The organism is Flavobacterium chryseum (assembly GCF_004362015.1).
GTDB lineage: Bacteria > Bacteroidota > Bacteroidia > Flavobacteriales > Flavobacteriaceae > Flavobacterium.
Map to the genome: position 1 here is coordinate 847,184 of NZ_SNWW01000001.1, position 25,942 is coordinate 873,125.

Sequence of the window (25,942 nt, forward strand, 5' to 3'; positions counted from 1 at the left end):
GGTTAAATAAACATAAAATATGAAAAATTTAAAAAGATTAAGTCTTCTTGCAATTTTGATGGCTTTTGTAATTTCTTGCGCAGGTATGAAAGATAATAACAATTCAGTTACAGGTAAAGTAGATTCGATAGAATCAGGAAAAGATGGTTACACTGCCAAAGTTACCACAGATACTAAAGAAGTTTATTTTGCAATCATCAGTATTGTAAATGTAGGCGGACCTCAAAATTACAAACAATTAAAAATTGGAGATGTAGTTTCATTAAAAGGAGAAATCTGGAAAACCGATGATGAAAAACATATCAAAGTAACACAAATTGTTTCGGTAAAATAAAAACTCATTAAATTAAACCATATAAGCTATATAAGTCCATTTAATATATTGCGTAAGCATTTATATTGACTTATATAGCTTATATGGTTTAATAATTTTATCGAATGCTATCGTGCGAATGCGTTTGAACGCCGTTATTCCATAAAGTAAGAATATCTGTAGCAACCGCAGCGCCACTTCCTGCAGCAATAGCCAATTGACTTCTCCAGCCGGCTAAAGTTCCAATAACATAAATGCCATCAGCTACTTTATGATCGTCGTTTTTAAGCTGAATACGCTGTTTTTCCGGTAAAGCTTTTTTGTGAGGTTCAATATATTGCATTAAACCTTCAATATCAAAAGTATTCGCAGAACCAATTCCGATAACGATACTTTTAGTTTGGTATGAGTTTTTGTTGGTAACAACAGTAAATTCAGGATAAGCACCCTCAACTTTTATTACCTTCTCATTTGATATTTGATGAATATGCGGATAAGTCAGCGCTAAATCCTGTGTACTTTCTATAAGTAAATCAGGGCCTAGTTTACCTGGAGTTATACCATAAGCATTGTGGAAAATTGCTTCCTGTAAAGAAGAATTTTTTTGATGTGTAAAAATCCCGATTTTTTTATCGGCGACAAAGGCTTTGTTTTTAGCGGATCCTAAAATGAGTGCACAAGACATGCCTGATACGCCTCCGCCAATAATTAAAACGTCGAACATATTATCGACCGTTTGTTTTTTCTTCGATTCTTTTTGAAATTCTAAAAATTAAAAGAATCAAAACGGCACAAAAAGAAGCTGCGATTCCAATAAAAGCTACCACACTGTCACCTTGAAAAGGGTTTTTAAAGTCTAGCAACGTAATATTAAAAACGATTAAAGCTAATGCTAGAAGCACTAAGATTGAAGTGAAAATTTTCATATGGCTGTTTTGTTTGTCTAAAATAATAATCTAAAGTCTTTCCTGTGAAAAACACAGCTAAACATTATAATTCTATTTTATAGAGGGTAAATTTATAAAATTAAATGTTAGACAAACAAACCTTTAACATTAGCAGCGAATAATTTAACAGCAATTGCTAAAAGTATCACACCAAACGTTTTGCGAACAACGCCAAGTCCGTTTTCTCCTAATAAAGTTTCGATTTTTTTAGAAGATTTCAAAACAACATATACCAATATGATATTTAGAAGAATAGCGATTATAATATTAATGGTATGAAATTGAGATCGAAGCGAAAGTAAAGTCGTCATAGTTCCCGCACCGGCAATTAATGGAAAAGCCAAAGGAACAATAGAAGCAGATCCCGGTTCTTCGTCACGGTAAATTCTAATTCCTAAAATCATCTCCAAAGCCAGAAAAAATAATACAAAAGAACCTGCAACGGCAAACGAATGAACATCTATACCTATAAGATTAAGGAAGCCTTCTCCAACAAAGAGAAAAACAATCATAATCATTCCGGCTACGATCGAAGCCTTTTCAGATTCGATGTGCCCCACTTTAGCTCTTAAATTCACAATAATAGGAATAGAACCTACAATATCAATTACAGCAAAAAGTACCATTCCAACAGTTATAATTTCTTTAAAATCAATCTCTAACATGTTTTTTAATTTATAGATTAAAAGATGTGCAAAAGTAGATAATAAAGTTAGGGCTTTTTTATATTATATAGGTCATGAAGTATTTTTGTTATAAAAACACGTATTATTGACTAAAATAATGATTTTTATAACAAATAGTTGTTTGCTTTACATATTTGCAGGTGATGTTAGGATTTTACCGCAGAGTAGCACAAAGATTTTTCGTAAGATTCGCAAAGTTGATCAGCAAAGCTTGCAAAACAACACCTAAAAAAAGTTTACAAAGTTGTATCGGTTAATCTGTGGCTAAAAAGCTTTGCGCTTTTTGTGGTAAATTATTTTCACGCAGATTTGGCAGATCTAAGCAGATTTTGAGATTGTATATTCTGTAAAGCTTTGTGAACTTTGGAAATATTATATTACTTTCTAATTTAAAATCTTTGCGAATCTTTGAGAAAAATCTTTGAGCTCTTTGCGGTAAATTCTCAAGCCACTTAGTAGTTAAACTATACCGTATTTTATCTGCTTTCTTTGACTATCTTTGCATTTTATAAATTTCAGTATTTTATTATCATGTTTCAATTAGGTAAAACCATTATTTCAGAAGATATTCTTGAAAAAGAATTTGTGTGCAACTTGTCAGCTTGTAAAGGAGCTTGCTGTGTTGACGGAGATGCCGGCGCACCATTAAGTGAAGCAGAGACTAAAATCATGGAAGAAATTTACCCAAAAGTAAAACCATTTTTACGCAAAGAGGGAATTGCAGCAATCGAAGCGCAAGGAACCTGGGTAAAAGGAACTGATGGCGATCTTGAAACGCCGCTTATCGACGAAAAAGATTGTGCTTATGTTATTTTTGACGGAAAAACAGCACTTTGCGGAATTGAGCAAGCATACAATCAAGGAATTGTAGATTGGAAAAAACCGGTTTCTTGTCATTTATATCCAATTCGTGTAAAAGATTTTACAGAGTTCGCTGCGGTGAATTATGACAAATGGGAAATTTGTGATGATGCCTGTTCTTTAGGTAAAGAATTAGAAGTTCCCGTTTATAAATTTGTTAAAGAAGCCTTGATTCGTCGCTTTGGCGAAGACTGGTATTTGGAGCTTGAAAAAGTTGCCCAAGAACTAAAAAATTCATAAAAATTCGGTAGCCATTACCATTGCTGGAAAGTGTGAAAAATGCACTTAAAAAAATCAAAAAGGCATTCAAAAAAACTTTTAAAAACATTAAAATTTTCTTGCTTTTGTTTTAAAAAGAGTCTATTTTATAGATGTCTTAAGGTGTAGATGATAATATTAAATTGCTCATTTACAATAAATTAATTATTGTCCGAAAAATATTCCCTTTTCTTCCTTTGTTAAAAACTACGTCCGATTGTGAATAAGTTTGGCTTTTATTTTTGGCGATAAATGACAATCTTTGTAATCGTTCTGAATAAGAAAAAATTCACCACAAAAATTAAACAAAATAGCATGTCACAAGTCGAACCAATTTTACAAGAAAACAAGAATCGTTTCGTTATTTTTCCTATCAAACATCATGATATTTGGGAATGGTACAAGAAGATGGAAGCTAGTTTTTGGACTGCTGAAGAAATTGATTTGCATCAAGACTTGACAGACTGGAATAATAAATTGAGTGATGACGAAAGATATTTTATCAAACATATTTTAGCTTTTTTCGCAGCTTCTGACGGAATCGTAAATGAAAACCTTGCTGAGAACTTTGTTAACGAAGTGCAATATGCCGAGGCGAAGTTTTTCTACGGATTTCAGATCATGATGGAAAACATTCACAGTGAAACCTATTCATTATTGATTGACACTTACGTGAAAGATGAAGCAGAAAAAGCAGAATTGTTTAATGCTTTGGAAGTTTTTCCTGCAATTAAGAAAAAAGCAGACTGGGCTCTAAAATGGATTGATTCTGATTCGTTTGCAGAAAGACTAATTGCTTTTGCTGCCGTCGAGGGAATCTTTTTCTCTGGTGCTTTTTGTTCTATTTATTGGTTGAAAAAACGCGGATTAATGCCAGGTTTGACATTCTCTAATGAGTTGATTTCCCGTGACGAAGGCGTACATTGTGATTTTGCAGTACACTTGCATAATCATCACTTGATTAACAAAGTTCCAAAAGACAGAATTAAAGAAATCATTGTTAACGCTTTAGATATTGAAAGAGAGTTTGTAACAGAATCTCTTCCGGTAAGCTTAATTGGAATGAATGCTGTTTTAATGACGCAATATCTGGAATTTGTTGCTGATAGATTATTAGTAGAATTAGGTTGCGAGCGTGTTTATGGATCAGCGAATCCGTTTGATTTCATGGATATGATTTCTCTTCAGGGAAAAACTAATTTCTTTGAAAAACGTGTTGCCGAGTATCAAAAATCAGGTGTGATGAACACAGATAGTGATGCTCAGAAAATTTCATTCGATGCAGATTTTTAGACAACATAATATTTAGTGTTTTACCCCAAATAAACACTAAAAGAAGATTAAGATTTTACAATAAAAAACATTTCAGAATCTCTTTTCCCAAATCGTAGATTCAATAATTTTTGACACATTTTCGATCTGATTTCAGATTTGAACAGGGTAGCTATTGAGAATGCTGTAATTCTCAAAAAATAATTAAAAAACACACAATGTTTAAGTACTGGAATTCGTTTTCTAGAGACTTTCATTTTTTCAATAACTAAAATAAAGTAAGCTTATGTATGTAGTAAAAAGAGATGGCCACAAAGAGCCCGTAATGTTTGATAAGATTACAGAAAGAATCAAAAAATTGTGTTACGGGCTTAATGAGCTTGTAGATCCTGTTAAGGTAGCCATGAGAGTTATTGAAGGATTGTATGACGGAGTTTCTACTTCTGAACTTGATAATCTTGCAGCAGAAACGGCGGCATCTATGACTATTGCACATCCTGATTATGCGCAATTGGCAGCTCGTGTGGCAATTTCAAACCTACACTCTAATACTAAAAAGTCGTTTTCAGAAACGATGAAAGATATGTACAATTACGTAAATCCAAGAAACGGACAAGAAGCGCCATTACTTTCGGATGAAGTATTTAAAGTAATTCAGGAAAACGCAGCTTTTCTTGATTCTCATATCATTTATACAAGAGATTTCAATTACGATTACTTTGGTTTCAAAACCTTAGAGCGTTCGTATTTGCTAAAAATAAACGGAAAAATCGTCGAAAGACCACAACATATGTTGATGCGTGTTTCGGTTGGTATTCACTTAGACGATTTAAAATCGGTAATCGAAACGTACGATTTAATGTCTAAAAAGTTCTTTACGCATGCAACACCAACGTTGTTTAATGCAGGAACTCCAAAACCACAAATGTCTTCTTGTTTCCTTTTGGCAATGCAGGATGACAGTATTGATGGTATTTACGATACATTAAAACAAACGGCTAAAATCTCGCAATCAGCGGGAGGAATTGGTCTTTCTATTCATAACGTTCGTGCTACAGGATCTTATATTCGTGGTACAAACGGAACTTCAAACGGAATTGTGCCAATGTTGAGAGTATTCAACGACACAGCTCGTTACGTAGATCAGGGTGGTGGAAAACGTAAAGGTAGTTTTGCGATTTACATCGAAACATGGCATGCGGATATCTTTGAATTTTTGGATTTAAAGAAAAACACAGGAAAAGAAGAAATGCGTGCGCGTGATTTATTCTTCGCAATGTGGACTTCAGATTTATTTATGAAACGCGTACAGGAAGATGCATCATGGACTTTAATGTGCCCGAACGAATGTCCTGGACTTTACGATGTTTACGGAGAAGAATTCGAAGCAATGTATCTTGATTATGAATTTAGAGGAAAAGGTAGAAAAACCATTCGTGCACGTGAATTATGGGAGAAAATCCTTGAATCACAAATCGAAACAGGAACGCCTTATATGTTGTACAAAGATGCGGCAAACCGTAAATCGAACCACAAGAATTTAGGAACAATTCGTTCCTCAAACTTGTGTACTGAGATTATGGAGTACACTTCTAAAGATGAAATTGCAGTTTGTAACCTGGCTTCTATTTCGTTGCCAATGTTTATTGAGAACGGAAAATTTGATCACGAAGCACTTTACAATGTTACAAAACGTGTAACCCGTAACCTGAACAAAGTAATTGACAGAAATTATTATCCTGTAAAAGAAGCTGAAAATTCTAATTTGCGTCACCGTCCGGTTGGTTTAGGTGTACAAGGTTTAGCAGATGCTTTTATTATGTTGCGTTTACCGTTTACAAGTGATGAAGCAAAAGCTTTAAATCAGGAAATTTTCGAAACTTTATACTTTGCTGCCGTAACCGCTTCTATGGAAATGGCAAAAGAAGAAGGACCATATTCTACATTTGAAGGATCTCCAATGTCTAAAGGAGAATTCCAATACAACATGTGGGGAATGAAAGATGAAGAATTATCTGGTCGTTGGGACTGGACTTCATTAAGAAAAGAAGTAATGGAACATGGAGTTCGTAACTCATTATTGGTTGCGCCAATGCCAACAGCTTCAACTTCTCAAATTTTAGGAAACAACGAAGCTTTCGAACCTTATACATCAAACATTTACACACGTCGTGTATTGTCTGGAGAATTCATTGTAGTAAACAAACACCTGCTTCATGATTTAGTAGAAAGAGGTTTGTGGAATGAGACTTTGAAACAAGAAATTATGCGTCATAACGGATCTGTTCAAAATATTGATGTGATTCCGCAAGACTTAAAAGAACTATATAAAACGGTTTGGGAAATGTCGATGAAAGATATTATTGATATGTCACGCCAAAGAGGTTATTTCATTGACCAATCGCAATCATTGAACTTATTCATGCAAGATGCAAACTATTCTAAACTTACGTCTATGCATTTCTATGCTTGGCAATCAGGTTTGAAAACTGGAATGTATTATTTAAGAACAAAATCAGCTGTTGATGCGATTAAATTCACATTAAACAACGATAAAAAAGAAGAAACAGCTCCAGCTTTAGTTGCAGAAACTGAAGAGATCAATATTGAGGATTATAAAGCAATGCTTTTAAAAGCACAAGCTGCAGGTCCTGAAGATTGTGAAATGTGTGGGTCTTAATTCTTTTTTTAGAAGAAAGAAGATAGAATAAAGAGAAAAGATTTTATTCTTTAGATTAATAGAAAGCAGTTATTGTAATGATAGCTGCTTTTTTTGCTAAATAGTATTCAAACAATATGGTAAATAAGATTTTAGGCTTAGTTTTTTTATTGTGTATTTTTTCATGTAAGGAAAAAATAGAGGATATACAGATACAAAAAGAAAAACTAAATGAAGTTAATCAGGATGAGGTTAGAACGATAAGTACTATGACGACCAATTATGATACCTTGATTAATAGAGTTAAAAAATATGGAGATACTGATGCTTATGATGAACTCTTTTATAGTTTTAAAGATTGTTGTTTTGATCAAAGGACGGACAGTGTAATGGTATATTCTATGATTATGGCTGAGAAATATCATTATGAAAGAGCTTATTTTGATTACTTTTCTGCTTTTTGTGAGAAAAACAACGTAGAAGAAAATTATCAAGATTTTTCAAAAATTGATATTAGTAAAACGGATAAAGTTTCTAAAAAGCAAGCCGAAGATTGGTTGAGAATTATGCTTAGTAAAAAGCTTATAACTCAAGAAGATTTTAATAATGTGAAAAGATAACATAATGACAAAAATAGTAATGGAAAGTTTGAGAGAAGGACTTCACAATACTTCCTTATTTTGTGGCTTAACTTTATATTTGAGTTACTTACGAAGATTCCTCATTCTTCGGAATGACAATATTCGTTAGAAGCCTTCGTTTTAAATTATTACCAAAGACTTCTAAACCTTAGAGCCTTAGCAACTCAGAATGTTAGAACCTCCAATTAAACCTTTCAATAAAAACAAAGTCTTATTTCTAAACAAATTCCTGCGTTATGAAAAAAAGCAATCTTTGGTCGTTACGGTTAGGTTTTTCCGGAAAAGAATCTGATAAAATTGAAAAGTTAGGATTAGAAAAATTTCTAAAGCATTCCTATGAATCAAAATTTGACACACAACTTCCGGTTTTTTTAGAAGATGATCCCAAAACATTAATCGAACTCAAAGAACTGCGAGAATCTATAAAAACAGCCGATTCTGAAGCCAAAAAGAAGCTTCTTAAAAGGGAAGTTTATTCTGCAATCGAATTTAAAAAATGGTGGATTTCCAAAATACGAAACGACGAATTTCCATTACGCGAAAATATGGTCTGTTTCTGGCACAATCATTTTGTTTCAACTTCCCAAAAAGTAAAAGTTAATTATTGGGTTTACCAACACAATATGATTTTGCGCGAACATGCTTTCGGAAACTTCAAACAACTGACCAAACAGATTTTGAAATCGAATGCAATGGTGAAATACTTAGATAACGGAGACAATAAAAAAGGTAAAATCAACGAAAACCTAAGCCGGGAATTATTAGAATTATTCACAGTCGGAATTGGGAATTACACCGAAAGCGATATCAAAGAAGGTGCAAAAGCCTTAGCCGGATTAAATGTAGGAGATGATGGAGCGGTTTACAGAAAATTTGCCGAAGACAATAGCGATAAAACCTATTTCGGGAAAACCGGAAACTGGAAAGCAGATGATTTAGTTGATATTATTTTTGAACAGAAAAACATTCCGTATTTAATAACCCGAAAAATTCTAAAATGGTTTGTTTATGATAAACCGCCGGAAAATTTGGTGGTTTATTATGGGGATTATTTCAGAAAAGTAAAGTTCGAAATAGAACCGCTGCTAACCAAAATTTTTACTGAAGAATATGCTAAAGATACTTCCGGAACCAAAATCAAAGATCCGTTGGTGTATATTTTACAGCTTATTGATGAATTGCAAATGAAAACTGTCGATGACGCCATGATTGTATATTTCCTGAAACAGCAAGGAATGGATTTATACAATCAAATAAATGTGAAAGGTTGGGATGGCGGAAATTCATGGCTGACTTCTCAAATTTATCTGCAACGGAATAATACATCAGACTTGCTTTGCAGCGGCAGAAGCATTACGAAAAAAGTAATCAAAACAATGGCTGGCGATACGGAGAAACCAAAATCAAAATTCGAAAAAATCGAAGTAAAAATAGCTTTTGATTCAGACGGAAATAATAAAACCATCATTACTGAATTATCAGACAGATTATTATTTAAAGTAAATGATTCCATACAGAAAGACATGGAAAAATTACTGAAATACGATTTTGATCCCAAAGAAGCTCACGCCAATTTTGCCGTAATAAGACTCTTTAATTACATTACTAAGTTACCCGAATATCAATTAATTTAGAAAACTACAGCTATGAACAGAAGAAATTTTCTAACGTTAACAGGAACTTTTACAGGCGGATTGCTTGTACTTCCTGACTTTTTACATGCTTTTGGTTCGCAAAACAATTTGGTAATTGGGGAGCAGTGTATTGTATTTGTTCAGTTGAACGGAGGGAATGACGGATTAAATACTTTTATTCCCTATGAAGATCCGTTATATTATGATTTGAGAACTAAAATAGCTTTAAGTAAAGATGTAGTTATCGGAAAAAATAAAGGAATGGCATTTCATCCTTCTCTAAAAGATTTTGCTCAAATGCAGCAAAACGGAGATTTAACGGTAATTCAGAATGTTGGATATCCGGAACCCATTCGATCTCATTTTAGAAGCCAGGAAATTTGGCAAACCGCAACAGATTCTAATAAGTATATCAATGAAGGCTGGCTGGGAAGATATTTAGATCTTCAATGCGATGGACATCAGGCAACAGCAGGAATAAATCTGGATTCAATTGATAATTTGGCCTTAAAAGGATTGGAACCAAATTCGATAACCGTAAAAGATCCAAACCGATTCAAAATAAAATCAGACAGAGAAGAGAATGTAAAATTGTCTGATAATCCTCAATTAGACTTTGTTCGAAAAATTGCCAATTCGGTTACAGAAGGATCTGATGAAATTCAGAAAGCTTTGGCAAAATCAAAATCAGAAATTAGTTATCCAAAAACCGAATTGTCTAAAAACCTAGAATGGATTGGCCGATTGATAAAAGGAAATCTGAATTCGAAAGTATATTATACTTCGCTTGGCGGATTTGATACGCATGATAATCAACTTGCACTTCATGAAAGAAAATTAACCGACCTGAATGATTCATTATTTAGTTTCTATCAGGATTTAAAACAAGCGCAATTGCTTCAAAATGTTACCATTGTTGTGTTTTCTGAATTTGGAAGAAGAGTAAGAGACAACGGAAACGGAACAGATCACGGAACAGCAGCACCAATGTTTATTATTGGAGGAAATAACAAAGGAACTATTTTAGGTAATAATCCGAATTTATCTGATTTAGACAATGGCGATTTAAAATATGAAACTGACTTTAGAAGTGTGTACGCCTCATTATTACAGCAAAAAATGAATTTTGATTATTCTAAAATTGGTATTAAGAATAAGCCGGTTTCGGGATTGTTTTAAAACAGTTGGCCACGAATTGCACGAATTAGCACGAATTTTTAATATAGAATTTGAGAAATTTGATTTTAAAATCATAATATTAATTTGTGCTAATTTGTGGCAAAAAACAAATAAACTCAGAAATTTAGCAACACAGTTCCTCAGAACCTTAGAAAAAAAAGCCGTATTTTTTATGATATCATACAAAAGCAAGGGAATTTGTTAAGAAATCCCTTTTTGTTTCATAAAATGCAATATTTTTTTTGGAGAGGTGAAAATAATTTATACATTCGCAGAGAATTTATTGAAAAACACAAACAAAATGTCTAATAACCGTTTTTATTTTAGCAACTCTTTTTATTTCTTCTTTAGTAGAAGTAAGGATTGTGCTATGGTTATTTGAGAAAATTAAAAAAGACAAATAAAACTAATATACAATCCTGATGAAAATCAGGATTTTTTTTTGAATATATGACAACTAAAATTGCAATACAAGGTATAAAAGGTTCTTTTCATCATCAGGTTGTGAAAGAGTATTTCTCTGAAAACGTGGAAATTGATGAATGTTTGTCTTTTGAAGAATTAATTGACAGCCTTCTTTCAGGAAAAACAGATCAGGCCGTTATGGCGATTGAAAACTCGATTGCGGGACCAATTATTCCGAATTATGCTTTAATTGATAAGAATAATTTGCACATCATTGGAGAACATTATTTAAGCATTCACCAAAATTTAATGACTTTAAAAGGTCAGAGAATTGAAGACATAAAAGAAGTTCATTCACATCCAATGGCCATTTTGCAATGTATGGATTTCTTAAAACAATATCCAAATATCAAATTAGTTGAAGATAAAGATACAGCTGAAACTGCCAGAAGAATTCAGGAAAAACAATTAACCGGAATTGCGGCAATAGCAAGCAAAACGGCTTCAGAAATGTATGATCTTGAAATTATTGCACCGGAAATTCAAACAATCAAAAACAATATGACTCGTTTTGTGATCATTAAAAAGCAAAATTCATTTTTGCCTGAAAACGAAATTAACAGAGCTTCCATCAAATTTGAATTGGATCACAAAAGAGGAAGTTTGGCAGCAGTTCTAAATGTAATGAGCGACTGCAAATTGAACTTGACGAAAATTCAGTCGCTTCCAAAAATTGAAACACCTTGGAAATATTCCTTTTTCGTAGACGTAACATTCGAGAAATACGAAGATTTTGCAAAAGCCAAATCGTTATTAAATATAATGGCAGAATATTTTAAAATATTGGGAGAATATAAAAACACAAAACCTTTGAGTGAGTCTTAAAGTTGGAAAGTCGAAAGTCATAAAGTCAAAATAGAAGAGCATAAAGCTTACGGCCTAAAGCTTAAAGCAAAAAATAAATAAAAAATGATTACAACAGCAAAAAGATTAGATACAGTTGAAGAATACTACTTCTCATCAAAATTGAGAGAAGTTCGTCAATTGCAGTCTGAAGGAAAATCGATCATCAATATGGGAATCGGAAGCCCTGATTTGAGTCCGTCAAAAGAAGTTATTGAAGCGGTTGCTTCCGCAATTTTAGATGAAAACGGACATGGTTATCAAAGCTATCAGGGATTACCGGAGTTGAGAAAGGGGATGGCCGATTTTTATCAGAATCAATTTGGTGTTGAATTGAATCCGAACAATGAGATTTTACCCTTGATGGGTTCAAAAGAAGGAATTATGCACATTTCGTTAGCCTTTTTAAATGAAGGCGATCACGTTTTAATTCCGAATCCCGGTTACCCGACTTATACGTCGGTAACAAATTTGGTTGGAGCGGTTCCGGTTTATTATGATTTGAAAGAAGAAAACAAATGGGAGCCGGATTTTGAAGCTTTAGAAAAGCTAGATCTTTCGAAAGTAAAAATAATGTGGCTGGGCTATCCGCACATGCCGACAGGAGCAAGAGGAAGTTTAGCGTTATTTGAAAAATTGGTTGCTTTTGCTAAAAAACACAACATATTATTGGTAAACGATAATCCGTATAGTTTTGTTTTGAATGATAATCCAATGAGTTTATTGCAAATCGAAGGCGCAAAAGAAGTGGCTTTAGAATTGAATTCGCTTAGTAAAACCTTCAATATGGCTGGCTGGAGAGTTGGGATGGTTTTAGGAAAACCTGAAATTATCGATGCAGTTCTAAAAGTGAAAAGCAACATGGACAGCGGTATGTTCTACGGAATTCAGAAAGGTGCAATCGCAGCTTTAAATTGCGATAAATCCTGGTTTGAAGATCAAAACAAAATTTACAGACGCCGTAGAGAATTAACAGAAAAGTTAGCTGAAAAATTAGGCTGCGAAGTTTATAAAGAAGGAGTTGGACTTTTTGTCTGGGCAAAACTTCCGGAAGGAATCGAATCATCAGAAAAGTTCATTGACGAAATATTATACGAGAAACATATTTTTATCACGCCAGGAACAATCTTCGGAAGTAATGGTGAAGGTTATATCAGATTCTCGTTGTGTGTGAAGGAAGAAAAAGTACAAGAAGCGATTGATCGATTTTAGAAGTCATTGCGAGGAACAAAGCAATCTCAGTTGCTGAGTCAATTGTTAGTGTGGTTGCTTCTTTCCTCGCAATGACAAAAAATAAAAATAAATATGAAAGTATACGTAATAGGAATAGGATTAATTGGTGGCTCGATGGTGCTGGACATCAAAGAAAAACATCCGAACTCTACTATTTTTGGAATTGATAATAACGAAAAACATTTGCAGGAAGCAATTGATTTAGGCGTTATCGATCAGGCAGGAAGTTTTGAAGATTTGGCTGAAGCCGATTTCGTAATTGTTTCGGTTCCGGTGGATGTGGCGTTGGTGGTTTTGCCAAAAGTATTGGATTTAGTTGGAGACAAAACAATTGTTTTTGAAGTAGGTTCGACTAAAAAACCAATTTGCGAAGCAGTAGCAAGTCATCCAAAAAGAAGAAACTTTATTGCAACGCATCCAATTGCGGGAACAGAGTTCTCTGGACCTTCGGCGGCGATAAAAGGTTTGTTTCAGGGGAAAACGAATATTATTTGCGAAGTAGAAAAAACCACTTTTAAATTGCAGGAAAAGGCTTTGAAACTTTTCAGCGAAATAGGAATGAGGATTCGATATATGGATCCGACTTCACACGACAAACACATTGCTTACGTTTCGCATTTGTCGCACATTAGTTCTTTCATGCTCGGAAAAACGGTAATGAACAAAGAAAAAGACGAGCAAGATATTTTTGATATGGCTGGAAGTGGATTTGAAAGTACGGTTCGTTTAGCAAAAAGTTCACCAGCAATGTGGACACCAATTTTTAAGCAGAACAAAGAACATGTTATCGAAACATTAGAAGAATATATTTCAAACCTAAGTCGGTTTAGGGATTTGTTAAAAGAAGAAAATTACAATGCCATTTTTGAAGAAATGGAAAGCACAAATAAAATTAAAGAGATATTAAACGGATTAACAATTAAAAAATAAACTAAAAATTAAGATGGAAAATAAAAAAGAAATGAGAAAGTGGTTAGATGATTTCAATTTAAATCACCCACTTGTGATAGCAGGACCATGTAGTGCAGAAACAGAAGATCAAGTGTTGAAAATTGCTCATGAATTGAAAGATTCAAAAGTTAGTGTATTCAGAGCTGGAATCTGGAAACCAAGAACACGTCCGGGAGGATTTGAAGGTGTTGGAGAAATTGGTTTGAAATGGTTACAAAAAGCTAAAAAAGAAACTGGTTTATTAATGGGGACTGAAGTTGCGACTGCAGCGCATTGTAAACTGGCTTTAGAACATGATATCGACGTTTTATGGGTTGGTGCACGTACAACTGCAAACCCTTTCGCGGTTCAGGAAATTGCTGATACTTTGAAAGGAACAGATAAAATCGTTTTGGTTAAAAACCCAGTAAACCCGGATTTGGCTTTATGGTTAGGTGGAGTTGAGCGTTTACATATGGCTGGAATTGAAAAATTAGGAGTTATTCACAGAGGTTTTTCTACTTACGAAAAAACAAAATACAGAAACATTCCAGAATGGCAAATTGCTATCGAATTGCAAAATAAATTCCCTGATTTACCATTAATCATTGATCCATCTCACATTACAGGAGATCGCAAAATGATTTTTGAAGTAACACAAGAGGCTTTAGATTTGAATTACGATGGTATGATTATCGAAACGCACTACGATCCGGACAACGCTTGGTCTGATGCTGCTCAACAAGTTACTCCAGATGCTTTGAAAAAAATCATTAAAGATTTGACGATTAGAAAAACGGATGATACTACAGATCAGTACACTCAAAAAATGACTAAGCTTAGAGCTAATATCGATGTTCTTGATGCTAACTTATTAGAGTTATTAGGAAAACGTATGAAAGTAGCTGACGAAATTGGTCAGGTGAAAAAAGATGCAAACGTAGCGATTCTTCAAAATAATCGTTGGAATGAAATCTTAGGAAAAATGATTCTTGAAGGTGAGAAAAAAGGTCTTACGGAAGAGTTTGTTTTGAGAATGTTCAAAGCAATTCACCAGGAAAGTATTGGTCACCAGGAAAAAATATTCAACGCATAATTTGAATTAAATCATATAAGTGATATAAGTTAATTTAAGTTTTACAATCTAGATCTTTAATTTTTCTTATATCAATTATAAGGTTATAACATTAAATCTCCATCGCTTTAATAAGTGTTGGAGATTTTTTTATGATTTTAAATACCGAAATCAGTGGGTTTCAATTGTAAAACAGTAATTTTGTACTTTAATAAGTTTTAAGAGTAATCTAAAATCTAAGATCTAAAATCTACAATTTGAATGACAGGACTCGTATATAAATCTACAGGAAGTTGGTACACCGTAAAATCTGAAAAAGGCGATTTTATAGAATGCCGTATGAAAGGGAAGTTTAGGATGAAAGGTATTAAAAGTACAAATCCTATTGCTGTAGGCGATATTGTCGATTATGAACTCGAAGAAACTTCGGACACTTTAACCGGAACGATTCATAATATTCACGAAAGAAAAAATTACATCGTTCGTAAATCGGTTAATTTATCGCATCAAATGCATATTATCGCATCGAATATCGATCGCGTTTTTTTATTGATTACGATTAATAATCCACCCACAACATTCAATTTTATTGATCGTTTTTTGGTAACTGCCGAAGCTTATAATATAGAAACTATCTTAGTTTTTAATAAAATAGATACTTTTGATGATGCAACACTCGACGATCAATTGTATATGCAATATGTGTATGAGCAAATTGGTTACAAATGTCTTCGTGTTTCTTCAACCGAAATGAAAGGTATTGAAGAGCTGAAAGAAATGATGATTGGTAAAGTAAGTATGTTCTCTGGGCATTCCGGAGTTGGAAAATCAACTTTGGTCAACGCTATGGAACCGTCCTTGCATCTTAAAACCAAAACCATTTCTGAAGCCAGTAAACAAGGTCAGCACACAACAACTTTTGCTGAAATGTATGATTTATCTTTTAATGCAAAAATTATTGATACACCAGGAATTAAAGGTTTCGGGATTGTTGATATGGAAAAAGAAGAAATTAGCGGTTATTTTCCTGAATTTTTCAGATTAAAAGATCAGTGTAAGTTTAATAATTGTCTGCATAAAGAAGAACCGCAATGCGCTATAAAAGCCGCTTTAGAAAAAGATGAAATTTCCTGGACCCGCTATAATAGTTACCTGAAGATTCTGGAAGGTGATGAAGAAAATTATCGCACAGATTCGTATGATGAAGATCGTAAAATTAGTGATGAAACAAGAAACCAGAAATAATTGTGAATTGTAAATGGTTAATTGTAAATTTTTGTATTCCAATCACATTGCGATAAAATAATTTCTAAAACAAAAACTGATTCAAAGTACAATAACAATTTACAATTCATAATTCACCATTAATATGAAAGTTGTTCTTCAAAGAGTTTCTCAGGCTTCCGTAACAGTAGATTCTAAAATTGTTGCTGATATTCAAAAAGGATTATTGGTTTTAGTTGGAATTGAAGATGTCGATACTCAGGAAGACATTGAATGGCTGGTGGGGAAAATCATTAAAATGAGAATTTTTGGTGATGAAAATGATGTCATGAATTGTTCTGTTCAGGATATTGATGGCGATATAATTGTGGTTAGTCAATTCACACTTCATGCTTCAACCAAAAAAGGAAATCGTCCTTCGTACATAAAAGCTTCAAAACCAGAATTCGCCATTCCCATGTATGAGAAATTCGTACAATCTTTAGAAAAAGACTTCAATAAAAAAATACAAACCGGAATTTTTGGTGCAGATATGAAAGTCAGTCTGTTAAATGATGGGCCCGTAACTATAATGATGGACAGCAAAAATAGAGAGTAAAATTTCATAAACAAATGTTAAGAATTTCTAAAAATAATATATATTTGGTGAAATTCCCTATTAATGAAAAGCCCTGTTTTTGCGTTATTTTTTCTCTTTTTTTCTCTTATAACTGTCGCTCAAAAGAGTGAATATCCTGCTTCAACAATTTCAGACAGCCTTAAAGAAAATGCCAATGCTGTAGTTCGACTGGATCAAACAGAGATTACGATTTTATCTCAACGCAGTATGAATGCAAAAAATCATCGTGTTGTAACTGTTTTTAATGAAAAAGGTTTTGATGCTACAGAAGCTTATGAATTCTATGATAAATCAACTTCTGTTAAAAATATTGAGGCAATAATCTACGATGCTTCCGGTAAAGAAATAAAAAAAATAAAAAGGAAAGATTTTAAAGATCAGAGTGTTGTTGGCGGCGGAACGCTTTTTTCTGACAGCAGATATGTTTTTCTTGATTATACTCCAATTTCTTATCCTTACACAATTGAATTTAGCAGCGAAGTACAAACTTCATCAACAGCATTTATTCCAAGATGGATGCCTTTGAGAAACTTTGCTGTGAGTATAGAAAACTCTTCTTTAAATGTTATTTATCCAAATGATCTGGGATTTAAAAAGAAAGAATTTCAGTTTTCAAATTTTAATATTAAAAAGATAACAGATACAAATACGCAACTGTCTTATACCGCTTCAAATATTTTAGCACAGAAACAAGAAGATTACAGTCCGTCTTATAAAGACTTGTTTCCTAACGTAATGATGGCCTTAGAACGTTTTCATCTTGAAGGGGTTGACGGAACCGCTACAAATTGGACAGATTTTGGGAAATGGTATTCTGAAAAAATATTAGCAGGAACAACAGATTTGCCTGAAGAAACAAAAACAAAAATTAAAGCACTTGTAGGAGATGAAAAAGATCCTATAAAAAAAGCTAAAATAGTGTATGATTTTGTTCAGAAGAAATCGAGATATGTTAGTATTCAGGTTGGTATTGGAGGCTGGAAACCAATGTTAGCTACAGATGTTGATCGTTTAGGATATGGCGATTGTAAGGCATTGACCAATTATACAAAAGCGCTTTTGCAGGCTGTTGATGTTCCGTCATACAATACGGTTTTATACGGAGATTCATATAAAACAAATATCGAATCTGATTTTGTTGCAATGCAGGGAAATCATATGATTTTATCTATTCCTAGCGGAAATCATTACACCTGGCTGGAATGTACAAGTCAGGACGATCCTTTTGGATATCAGGGAACATTTACTGATGACAGAGATGTTTTGATAATTAAACCCGAAGGAGGTGAAATTGTAAGAACCAAAATTTATGCTGACACAGGCAATACTCAAATTGATAAAGGAATTTATACGATAGATGAAAACGGAAATTTTTCAGGATCGATTTCTATCGTTTCAGAAGGTTCTCAATACAATTCTAAGGCTAGAATTGAGCATTTGCAGCCAACCGAAAAAGAAGCTCGCTATAAAGAATATTGGAGTAACATCAATAATTTAAAACTTGTAAAAATAAATTTTACTAACGATAAAGAAAATATTCGCTTTACCGAAGATATTCAATTAAGTGCTTTAAACTATGCAACGATTTCGGCCAATAAAATGATTTTTCCTCTTGATGCTTTCAATCAAAATTCAGGAAATGTGAAACGAATCAGAAACCGAAAAAATCCATTTCAGATTCAGCGAGGCTATTTAGATACTGATGAAATCGAAATTAATTTACCAGCAGGATTTACAATCGAATTTTTGCCTTCAAACTATGAATTGAAAGGAAAATTTGGAGAATACAAAACCGAGATCATTAAAAAAGAAAACAATAAACTGACTTACAAACGCTATATGTTTTTAAACAAAGGGAAATATTCGAATAAAGAATATGATGAATATCGCCTTTTTATGGAGCAAGTATCAAGAAACGATAATGCCAAAATTATTCTGACCAAAAACTAACAAGAATCAATCAAAACCAAACCTTATACCAATGAAAATTTTTAAACCTTTCTGCCTGTTCATTTTATTGTTATTCATAACAAATATAAAAGCACAGGAATTTAAATTAGGAAAAGTATCAATTGCAGAGCTTCAGGAAAAAGTGCATCCAAAAGATACTGCCGCCGCGGCTGCAATATTGTACAAAAAAGGAAGTTCGAAAATCGAATACAATGATAATGATGGCTTTATTACTGTTACTGAAGTTGAAACCAGAATAAAGATTTATAAAAAAGAAGGTTATAACTGGGCAAATCATAGTGTCTGGTATTCAAACAACAGTGACTTGTCTGAAAAAGTATATTTTAATGATGCTGTTACGTACAATCTTGTAGGCGGTAAAATAGAAAAAACAAAATTAAAAAGTGAAGGGACTTTTGATGAAGTTGTAGATAAATACAGAAGCCAAAAAAAGATTACAATGCCTAATGTAAAAGAAGGTTCAGTTATCGAATTTAAATATATGGTTAGAAGTCCTTCAAGGATGATCAGAGAATGGGATTTTCAAACCAGTATTCCTGTAAATTACTCGGAGTTTTCTACTTATGTTCCAGAATACTATAGTTACAATCCTCGACAAAAAGGATATATTTTTCCTAGGGTCTCGACTAAAAAAAACAACAGATCAATCATGTTCATTTCTAAAGAAAGACATCAGGGATCAAATGCGAGAACAGATTTTTCTCATGATAAAGTAGATTATATGGAAACTCAAACTACCTATGTAGGTGAGAATTTCCCGGCAATGAAAGAAGAGTCTTTTGTAAATAATATTGATAATTACACTTCAAGTATCCAACATGAATTATCGACAGTACAATTTCCTAATGAGCCTCTAAAGTTGTATTCTACAGACTGGAATTCAGTTGCCAAAACAATTTACAATTATGATACTTTTGGTCCTGAATTAAATAAAACAGGTTATTTTGAGAATGACTTAAAAGTGATTTTAGCAGGTAAAGACACAGATGAGGAAAAAATCATGGCTATTTTAAATCATGTTAAATCTAGTGTAAAATGGAACGGATATCATGGATATGATTGTGATAATGGGGTAAGAAAGGCCTACAAAGAAAAATCTGGAAATGTTGGTGATATAAATTTGATGCTTACGGCAATGTTACGTTATTCAGGACTAAACGCAAATCCGGTTTTGGTAAGTACCAGATCAAACGGAATATCTTTATTTCCTAACAGAACAGCTTTTAATTATGTTATTGCTGCGGTTGAAACCCCAAATGGCAGTGTTTTACTAGATGCAACAGATAGATTTTCAGGGCCTAATATTTTACCCTTAAGAGCCTTGAACTGGAAGGGAAGATTAATTAGAAAAGACGGAACATCTGATGAAGTTGATTTAATGCCGAGTAAATTATCAGGAGACAACGTATTTATCACTTATAGTGTAGATGCCGAAGGAAAAGTTACCGGAAAAACAAGAAGACAATATACAGATTATAATGCTTTGGTAACCAGAGGAAATATTTCTAGTTTAAAGGAAGAAGAGTATTTGGAAAAATTAGAGAATAGAAACAACAAAATAGAAATAAGCGAATATTCAAGAACAAACGAAAAAGATATTTTATTGCCAATTATAGAAACATACTCCTTTACAGGAAGTAATTTATGTGAATCAATTGGAGGTAAATTATATATTAACCCAATGTTGTTTTTTACAAATGAAAAGAATCCGTTTAAGCAGGAAGTTCGTGAGTATCCGGTAGATTTTAGTTATCCTTTTTCGGATAAATACAATATTACAATTCAAATTCCAGAAGGCTTTACAGTAGAAACATTACCAACTCCAGCAGCAGTAGTAATGGAAGATAATTTGGGGACTTTTAAATTTAATATTGCAGCAAACGCAAATGTACTTCAATTAACTGTTTCACATCAAATTAATGAAGCGATTGTTGGAACAGAGAAATACGAAATGCTTAAGGAATATTACAAAGTAATGATTGCAAAAGAAACAGAAAAAATAGTTTTAAAAAGAATATAATATGAGGTTTCAGAGTGTAGTAATAATTGCTTTTTTCCTTATAAGTATTTCAAAAGTTAAGGCTCAGAATTATGAATTAGACAAAGTAACAATTGAAGAGTTACAAGAAAAAGTAAATACAAAAGATACTACAGCTCCAGCGACAATTTTATTTAAAAAAGGGAAAACATTTTTCACCTACAGTGAAGGAAGAGGTTTTACTGCTAACCATGTTTATGAATTTAAAATTAAAATTTATAAAAAAGAAGGACTTGGCTGGGCAAACCATAAAGTTTCTTACTATGTAGGATACGGAAATTTGAATAATGATAATGTGAGTTTTTCAAGTGCTGTAACCTATAATATTGAAAACGGTGCTATCACAAAAACAAAAATAAAGAAGGAAGGTATTTTTAATAGCAAAATAAATAAATACTGGAACCAGACAACCATTACTTTGCCTAACGTAAAAGTAGGTTCAGTTATAGAATTTAAATATGTAGTAAAATCACAAAATGTAGTTCGGCTTCCTGATTTTGATTTTCAATATGATATTCCGGTTAATTATTTTGAGTATAAAACCGAGATGCCTGAATTTCTTATCTATAAAACAATACTTATTGGCCAATTAAATATTAAATCAAGTAGCGAAATAGTCGAAAGCAAACAAATATTTGCTACTGGTTACAAACAAATTAATAGTTTGTACACCTCTGAAAATATTCCGGCACTAAAGAAAGAAAGATTTGTAGACAACATCAGCAATCACACGGGATCTATACAGAATGAACTAGAAAGAAAGAGATTTCCGCAACAACCCGTTGTAGATTTAACAAAAACATGGGACGGCGTTGCCAAAAGTATTTTTGAAAATGATAGTTTTGGAAAAGAACTTAAACTTAAGAATTATTATTCAGAAGATTTAAAAGGTTTGTTGGCAAATGCAAATCTACCTTCGGAAAGATTAAATACGATTTTTAAGTTTGTTCAAAACAGAATGAGCTGGAACAAAGAAAAAGGATATTTTGTAGATAAAGGAGTTAAAAAAGCATACGAAGCACGAACAGGAAATGTTGCCGAAATAAATTTTATTCTGATTTCGATGCTAAAAACTGCAGGTATAGAAGTAAGTCCCGTTTTAGTTAGTACAATCGAAAATGGAGTACCGGTATTTCCGAACCGCACCGTTTTTAATTATGTTATTGCGGCGGCTGAAATCGATGGAAATAAAATTTTATTAGATGCAACAAACAAGTTTGCAGCACCAAATATTTTGCCATTAAATCTTTTAAACTGGAAAGGAAGATTAATTAAAGCAGACGGTTCTTCACAGGAAATTGATCTTATTCCCGAAACTCCATCAAAAGCCAATTATACAATAACAGCTACTATCAATCCTGATTTAAGAAAAATTGAAGGACAAATACGAATAAGAAGAGCAGATTATTCGGCACTTCAATTTAGAGAATTAAAGTTGAACGATAATAACGAAGATGCCTATCTTGAAAAATTAGAAAATGATCTGAGTAAAATCGAAATCAATGACTATTCGTTAGAAAATAAAAATGAAGATTTATCTAAACCAGTAGTCGAAAAATTTAGTTTTACATTTAACAATGCATATGATGTTATTGATGGAAAAATATTCTTAAAACCTTTACTTTTCTTCACTGATATTACAAATCCATTTGTTCAGGAGGAAAGACAAATGCCTATTTATTTTGGATATCCTGATCAAAATACTTATAATGTTTTCTTTGAAATTCCAGATGGTTATGTTATCGAATCAATGCCAAAACCAATGAGGATCATGACAGAAAACAAAGATGCTTCTTATGTAATGAATATGATTGCCGAAGAAAATAAAATACAAATTCAGGTGACAAAAGGAATAAACAAAGCTATTTTTGCAGCTACCGACTACGATATGCTGAAAGAGTTTTTTCAGAAGATAATCGTTAGTCAAAATGAAAAAATTGTCCTTAAAAAAATATAACCATGGATTTAAAAAATGCACAACTAGACGTAGACACCTGGATAAAAGAACACGGAGTTCGTTATTTTAATGAACTAACCAATATGGCGCAACTTACTGAAGAAGTAGGAGAAGTAGCCAGAATAATTGCACGCAGGTACGGCGAACAATCAGAAAAAGAAAGCGATAAAAACAAAGACTTGGGCGAAGAACTGGCCGATGTTGTTTTTGTAGTTTTATGTTTGGCCAATCAAACAGGAATCGATTTACAGTCTGCTTTTGATAAAAAAATGGATCTGAAATCAGTTAGAGATAAAGATCGTCACAAAAACAACGATAAATTGAAATAATTGTGAAATATCAATGGTGAATTTTGAATTATGAATGAGGAGTGGTAAATTGCAGGCTCGAATTAAATTACATATAATTCGCAACTCATAACTAAGATCATGAATTTAAAATTAAGTACGAATTCACAATTCACCATTGACAATTCACAATTAAATATTACAGGCTCAAAAAGCGAAACCAATCGTTTATTATTACTAAAAGCTTTGTTTCCAAATATTACACTTGCCAATACTTCAAACTCTGACGATAGCGAAGTAATGCAAAAAGCATTAATTGGGAATGAAGAAATTGTAGACATTCACCACGCAGGAACTGCGATGCGTTTTTTAACAGCTTACTTTGCTGTAAATGAAGGCCGTGAAGTCGTAATGACAGGTTCAGGCAGAATGCAGGAACGCCCAATAAAAATTCTTGTTGAGGCTTTAGGACAATTGGGAGTTGAAATCTCTTATGAAAAAGAAGAAGGTTATCCGCCAATTCGAATCAAAGGAAAAAAAGTTACCGCTTCAAAAGTAACTTTGGCGGCAAATGTAAGCAGCCAGTATATTTCAGCACTTTTACTTGTCGCTTCAAAATTAGAAAATGGTTTAGAATTGACTTTAGAAGGAGAAATCACTTCAATTCCGTATATCAAAATGACTTTGGCTTTGCTTAATGATTTAGATATTCAAACTAGTTTTGAAGGAAATGTAATCAAAGTATATCCAAAAGAAAGTGTTGTTTCAAAAGAGATGGTCGTAGAATCTGACTGGAGTTCAGCATCTTACTTTTTTAGTTTAGTAGCTTTAGCCGATGCTGCAACAATCACTTTAAGCAGTTACAAAGAAAATAGTCTTCAAGGTGATTCGGAATTAGTTTCTCTTTACGAAAAACTGGGAGTTAAAACGACATTTCAAAACAATAAAATGACATTGGTTAAACAACCAAATTTTAACTATGAAACTGTAAACTTTGAATTAAACAACACGCCGGATATTGCACAAACCATAGTCGTAACTTGTTTAGGCTTAGGAATTGGATGTCATTTAACGGGTCTTCATACTTTAAAAATTAAAGAAACCGACAGACTTGAAGCACTTAGAATAGAACTTACAAAACTTGGAGCTAATATTTCGGTAACCAATGATTCGTTGACTTTAGTAGCTTCACAAAACATCAGCCATGATATAAAAATTGGCACTTATAACGATCACCGTATGGCAATGGCATTTGCGCCGCTGGCAATTAAAGTTCCGATAATTATTGAAGATGCAGAAGTGGTTTCTAAGTCGTATCCGGATTTTTGGAATGATTTAAAAGCATTGAATTTTCAAATTTCAGAATTGTAAAATTTAAACCATATAAGAAATGTAAGTTTATTTAATAAAGATGAATTAAATTGAATAACCTCCAGTTTTAATTGGAGGTTTTTTTGTGGAAAATTTTATGCTGTGACCAAAAGATGTGTCATTTCGACGAAGGAGAAATCACATAACGAATTTCTGGTTCATTGCTCTCTAGATGTTATTTCTGCCGCAACTAAATGACACAAATAATAATATTTGGTTTTATTTAACTAAAATCTCATTTTTAATCAACCCAAAGTGGCAGTAAATCAACGACTTTTGAAAATAAACAGCAAAACACTTGACAACGCCTATCTCACAATCGTATATTTGCACACGATTTATAATTTTAGATATAAAATCTAAGATCTACACTTTAAAATCAACAATTCAAATATGAAATTATCACATTTTCAATTTAATTTACCAAAAGAACTTTTAGCAGAATTCCCGGCAGAAAACAGAGATGAGTCTCGTTTAATGGTAATTGACCGTGCAAAACAAACTATCGAACACAAAATGTTTAAAGATGTTATCAATTATTTTGATGACGGAGACGTTTTGATTCTTAACAATACTAAAGTTTTCCCTGCGCGTTTGTACGGAAACAAAGAAAAAACAGGAGCAAGAATTGAAGTTTTCTTATTAAGAGAATTAAATTCAGAGCAACGTCTTTGGGACGTTTTGGTTGATCCGGCTAGAAAAATCCGTATCGGAAACAAACTTTATTTTGGCGATGACGATTCGTTAGTTGCTGAGGTAATCGACAACACGACTTCTCGTGGTAGAACTTTACGTTTTTTATATGACGGTTCTTACGAAGAATTCAGAAACAAATTGACAGAACTTGGAGAAACTCCAATTCCTAAATACATCAACAGAGAAGTAACTGCTGAAGATGCTGAAAGATACCAAACTATTTATGCAAAAGAAGAAGGAGCTGTAGCAGCACCAACTGCTGGTTTGCACTTCTCTAAACATCTTTTGAAGAAATTAGAAATCAAAGGAATCAATTTTGCTGAAGTTACACTTCACGTTGGTTTAGGAACTTTTAACCCGGTTGAGGTTGAAGATTTATCGAAACACAAAATGGATTCTGAAGAATTAATCATTAAACAAGAAGCTTGCGATATCGTAAATGCTGCAAAAATTGCTAAAAAACGTATTTGTGCAGTTGGAACAACTTCGATGCGTGCTATCGAAAGCTCAGTTTCATCTCAAAATACTTTAAATCCTTATGAAGGATGGACAAATAAATTTATTTTTCCTCCTCACGATTTTAGTATTGCAAACTGCATGATCACCAATTTCCACACACCAAAATCAACATTATTAATGATGATTTCTGCTTTCTGTGGACATGATTTAATGAAAAGAGCTTACGAAGAAGCGATCAAAGAAGAATACAAATTCTATTCTTACGGAGATGCGATGTTAATCATCTAATTCGATTGCAAATCAAATAAAAAAACCTGTCAGTGA

General features: G+C 32.9%; 22 protein-coding genes. 19 read left to right on the forward strand and 3 right to left on the reverse strand.

The genetic code is table 11. From position 1 onward, the window contains the following. Positions 1 to 19 precede the first annotated feature (19 nt). On the forward strand, positions 20 to 334 hold the full coding sequence (locus EV143_RS03540) for a hypothetical protein (protein ID WP_133506588.1): 315 nt from the start codon (positions 20 to 22) through the stop codon (positions 332 to 334). 97 nt (positions 335 to 431) lie between these two features. Here the strand turns inward: EV143_RS03540 and EV143_RS03545 are convergent, their stop codons facing one another. The 3 genes from EV143_RS03545 to EV143_RS03555 form a co-directional block, all read right to left on the reverse strand. Next, on the reverse strand, positions 432 to 1,037 hold the full coding sequence (locus EV143_RS03545) for an FAD-dependent oxidoreductase (protein ID WP_133506589.1): 606 nt from the start codon (positions 1,035 to 1,037) through the stop codon (positions 432 to 434). Position 1,038: 1 nt separating this feature from the next. Beyond that, positions 1,039 to 1,239, reverse strand: a complete 201-nt coding sequence (locus EV143_RS03550) for a hypothetical protein (RefSeq protein WP_017496183.1) — start codon at positions 1,237 to 1,239, stop codon at positions 1,039 to 1,041. Between the two features lie 107 nt (positions 1,240 to 1,346). After that, positions 1,347 to 1,925 carry a MarC family protein gene (locus EV143_RS03555; RefSeq protein WP_133506590.1) on the reverse strand — a complete coding sequence of 193 codons (579 nt, stop codon included), beginning with the start codon at positions 1,923 to 1,925 and terminating at the stop codon, positions 1,347 to 1,349. A gap of 552 nt (positions 1,926 to 2,477) precedes the next feature. On the opposite strand from EV143_RS03555, the gene EV143_RS03560 reads away from it, so the two are divergent. From EV143_RS03560 to queA, 18 genes are all read left to right on the forward strand, one after another. Beyond that, positions 2,478 to 3,047 carry a DUF3109 family protein gene (locus EV143_RS03560; RefSeq protein WP_133506591.1) on the forward strand — a complete coding sequence of 190 codons (570 nt, stop codon included), beginning with the start codon at positions 2,478 to 2,480 and terminating at the stop codon, positions 3,045 to 3,047. A gap of 333 nt (positions 3,048 to 3,380) precedes the next feature. Beyond that, positions 3,381 to 4,358 (forward strand): ribonucleotide-diphosphate reductase subunit beta, encoded by a 978-nt coding sequence (locus tag EV143_RS03565; RefSeq protein WP_059117724.1) that lies wholly within the window; start codon positions 3,381 to 3,383, stop codon positions 4,356 to 4,358. A gap of 265 nt (positions 4,359 to 4,623) precedes the next feature. Then, complete coding sequence (locus EV143_RS03570; RefSeq protein ID WP_133506592.1) at positions 4,624 to 7,017, forward strand: ribonucleoside-diphosphate reductase subunit alpha; 2,394 nt, start codon at positions 4,624 to 4,626, stop codon at positions 7,015 to 7,017. 116 nt (positions 7,018 to 7,133) lie between these two features. Beyond that, positions 7,134 to 7,616: a hypothetical protein gene (locus EV143_RS03575; protein ID WP_133506593.1), complete on the forward strand. Its 483-nt coding sequence runs from the start codon at positions 7,134 to 7,136 to the stop codon at positions 7,614 to 7,616. A 257-nt stretch (positions 7,617 to 7,873) separates the two neighbouring features. Next, a complete protein-coding gene (locus tag EV143_RS03580; RefSeq protein WP_133506594.1) occupies positions 7,874 to 9,271 on the forward strand; it encodes a DUF1800 domain-containing protein in 1,398 nt (465 codons plus the stop codon). Between the two features lie 12 nt (positions 9,272 to 9,283). Continuing rightward, positions 9,284 to 10,450: a DUF1501 domain-containing protein gene (locus EV143_RS03585; protein WP_133506595.1), complete on the forward strand. Its 1,167-nt coding sequence runs from the start codon at positions 9,284 to 9,286 to the stop codon at positions 10,448 to 10,450. Between the two features lie 450 nt (positions 10,451 to 10,900). Beyond that, positions 10,901 to 11,740, forward strand: a complete 840-nt coding sequence (locus EV143_RS03590; protein WP_133506596.1) for a prephenate dehydratase — start codon at positions 10,901 to 10,903, stop codon at positions 11,738 to 11,740. 84 nt (positions 11,741 to 11,824) lie between these two features. After that, positions 11,825 to 12,970 carry a pyridoxal phosphate-dependent aminotransferase gene (locus tag EV143_RS03595; RefSeq protein WP_133506597.1) on the forward strand — a complete coding sequence of 382 codons (1,146 nt, stop codon included), beginning with the start codon at positions 11,825 to 11,827 and terminating at the stop codon, positions 12,968 to 12,970. Positions 12,971 to 13,063: 93 nt separating this feature from the next. Beyond that, a complete protein-coding gene (locus EV143_RS03600; RefSeq protein ID WP_133506598.1) occupies positions 13,064 to 13,921 on the forward strand; it encodes a prephenate dehydrogenase in 858 nt (285 codons plus the stop codon). Positions 13,922 to 13,934: 13 nt separating this feature from the next. Beyond that, on the forward strand, positions 13,935 to 15,017 hold the full coding sequence (locus EV143_RS03605; RefSeq protein ID WP_133506599.1) for a bifunctional 3-deoxy-7-phosphoheptulonate synthase/chorismate mutase type II: 1,083 nt from the start codon (positions 13,935 to 13,937) through the stop codon (positions 15,015 to 15,017). Between the two features lie 240 nt (positions 15,018 to 15,257). Continuing rightward, positions 15,258 to 16,241: a ribosome small subunit-dependent GTPase A gene (gene rsgA, locus EV143_RS03610; protein ID WP_133506600.1), complete on the forward strand. Its 984-nt coding sequence runs from the start codon at positions 15,258 to 15,260 to the stop codon at positions 16,239 to 16,241. Between the two features lie 124 nt (positions 16,242 to 16,365). Then, positions 16,366 to 16,818 carry a D-aminoacyl-tRNA deacylase gene (gene dtd, locus EV143_RS03615; RefSeq protein WP_133506601.1) on the forward strand — a complete coding sequence of 151 codons (453 nt, stop codon included), beginning with the start codon at positions 16,366 to 16,368 and terminating at the stop codon, positions 16,816 to 16,818. A gap of 63 nt (positions 16,819 to 16,881) precedes the next feature. Continuing rightward, positions 16,882 to 18,789: a DUF3857 domain-containing protein gene (locus EV143_RS03620; RefSeq protein WP_133506602.1), complete on the forward strand. Its 1,908-nt coding sequence runs from the start codon at positions 16,882 to 16,884 to the stop codon at positions 18,787 to 18,789. A 31-nt stretch (positions 18,790 to 18,820) separates the two neighbouring features. Then, the gene (locus EV143_RS03625; protein WP_133506603.1) at positions 18,821 to 20,830 is read left to right on the forward strand and encodes a DUF3857 domain-containing protein; all 2,010 of its coding nucleotides are present in this window, start codon (positions 18,821 to 18,823) and stop codon (positions 20,828 to 20,830) included. Position 20,831: 1 nt separating this feature from the next. Then, on the forward strand, positions 20,832 to 22,805 hold the full coding sequence (locus EV143_RS03630; RefSeq protein ID WP_133506604.1) for a DUF3857 domain-containing protein: 1,974 nt from the start codon (positions 20,832 to 20,834) through the stop codon (positions 22,803 to 22,805). Positions 22,806 to 22,807: 2 nt separating this feature from the next. Then, positions 22,808 to 23,134: a nucleotide pyrophosphohydrolase gene (locus EV143_RS03635; RefSeq protein WP_039112916.1), complete on the forward strand. Its 327-nt coding sequence runs from the start codon at positions 22,808 to 22,810 to the stop codon at positions 23,132 to 23,134. A 99-nt stretch (positions 23,135 to 23,233) separates the two neighbouring features. Further along, positions 23,234 to 24,463, forward strand: coding sequence for a 3-phosphoshikimate 1-carboxyvinyltransferase (locus tag EV143_RS03640; RefSeq protein WP_133506605.1), 1,230 nt, complete (start codon positions 23,234 to 23,236; stop codon positions 24,461 to 24,463). 393 nt (positions 24,464 to 24,856) lie between these two features. Beyond that, positions 24,857 to 25,906, forward strand: coding sequence for a tRNA preQ1(34) S-adenosylmethionine ribosyltransferase-isomerase QueA (gene queA, locus EV143_RS03645; RefSeq protein WP_133506606.1), 1,050 nt, complete (start codon positions 24,857 to 24,859; stop codon positions 25,904 to 25,906). Positions 25,907 to 25,942: the final 36 nt, after the last annotated feature.

What these genes read in the sequence shown, in the direction of transcription:
- EV143_RS03570 (WP_133506592.1), top strand. Translation starts at nt 4,624, where the DNA reads ATGTATGTAGTAAAAAGAGATGGCCACAAAGAGCCCGTAATGTTTGAT.
- EV143_RS03635 (WP_039112916.1), top strand. Translation starts at nt 22,808, where the DNA reads ATGGATTTAAAAAATGCACAACTAGACGTAGACACCTGGATAAAAGAA.
- EV143_RS03605 (WP_133506599.1), top strand. Translation starts at nt 13,935, where the DNA reads ATGGAAAATAAAAAAGAAATGAGAAAGTGGTTAGATGATTTCAATTTA.
- EV143_RS03620 (WP_133506602.1), top strand. Translation starts at nt 16,882, where the DNA reads ATGAAAAGCCCTGTTTTTGCGTTATTTTTTCTCTTTTTTTCTCTTATA.
- dtd (WP_133506601.1), top strand. Translation starts at nt 16,366, where the DNA reads ATGAAAGTTGTTCTTCAAAGAGTTTCTCAGGCTTCCGTAACAGTAGAT.
- EV143_RS03595 (WP_133506597.1), top strand. Translation starts at nt 11,825, where the DNA reads ATGATTACAACAGCAAAAAGATTAGATACAGTTGAAGAATACTACTTC.
- rsgA (WP_133506600.1), top strand. Translation starts at nt 15,258, where the DNA reads ATGACAGGACTCGTATATAAATCTACAGGAAGTTGGTACACCGTAAAA.
- EV143_RS03545 (WP_133506589.1), bottom strand. Translation starts at nt 1,037, where the DNA reads ATGTTCGACGTTTTAATTATTGGCGGAGGCGTATCAGGCATGTCTTGT.
- EV143_RS03575 (WP_133506593.1), top strand. Translation starts at nt 7,134, where the DNA reads ATGGTAAATAAGATTTTAGGCTTAGTTTTTTTATTGTGTATTTTTTCA.
- EV143_RS03625 (WP_133506603.1), top strand. Translation starts at nt 18,821, where the DNA reads ATGAAAATTTTTAAACCTTTCTGCCTGTTCATTTTATTGTTATTCATA.
- EV143_RS03580 (WP_133506594.1), top strand. Translation starts at nt 7,874, where the DNA reads ATGAAAAAAAGCAATCTTTGGTCGTTACGGTTAGGTTTTTCCGGAAAA.
- EV143_RS03600 (WP_133506598.1), top strand. Translation starts at nt 13,064, where the DNA reads ATGAAAGTATACGTAATAGGAATAGGATTAATTGGTGGCTCGATGGTG.
- EV143_RS03590 (WP_133506596.1), top strand. Translation starts at nt 10,901, where the DNA reads ATGACAACTAAAATTGCAATACAAGGTATAAAAGGTTCTTTTCATCAT.
- EV143_RS03555 (WP_133506590.1), bottom strand. Translation starts at nt 1,925, where the DNA reads ATGTTAGAGATTGATTTTAAAGAAATTATAACTGTTGGAATGGTACTT.
- EV143_RS03560 (WP_133506591.1), top strand. Translation starts at nt 2,478, where the DNA reads ATGTTTCAATTAGGTAAAACCATTATTTCAGAAGATATTCTTGAAAAA.
- EV143_RS03565 (WP_059117724.1), top strand. Translation starts at nt 3,381, where the DNA reads ATGTCACAAGTCGAACCAATTTTACAAGAAAACAAGAATCGTTTCGTT.
- EV143_RS03640 (WP_133506605.1), top strand. Translation starts at nt 23,234, where the DNA reads ATGAATTTAAAATTAAGTACGAATTCACAATTCACCATTGACAATTCA.
- queA (WP_133506606.1), top strand. Translation starts at nt 24,857, where the DNA reads ATGAAATTATCACATTTTCAATTTAATTTACCAAAAGAACTTTTAGCA.
- EV143_RS03585 (WP_133506595.1), top strand. Translation starts at nt 9,284, where the DNA reads ATGAACAGAAGAAATTTTCTAACGTTAACAGGAACTTTTACAGGCGGA.
- EV143_RS03630 (WP_133506604.1), top strand. Translation starts at nt 20,832, where the DNA reads ATGAGGTTTCAGAGTGTAGTAATAATTGCTTTTTTCCTTATAAGTATT.
- EV143_RS03540 (WP_133506588.1), top strand. Translation starts at nt 20, where the DNA reads ATGAAAAATTTAAAAAGATTAAGTCTTCTTGCAATTTTGATGGCTTTT.
- EV143_RS03550 (WP_017496183.1), bottom strand. Translation starts at nt 1,239, where the DNA reads ATGAAAATTTTCACTTCAATCTTAGTGCTTCTAGCATTAGCTTTAATC.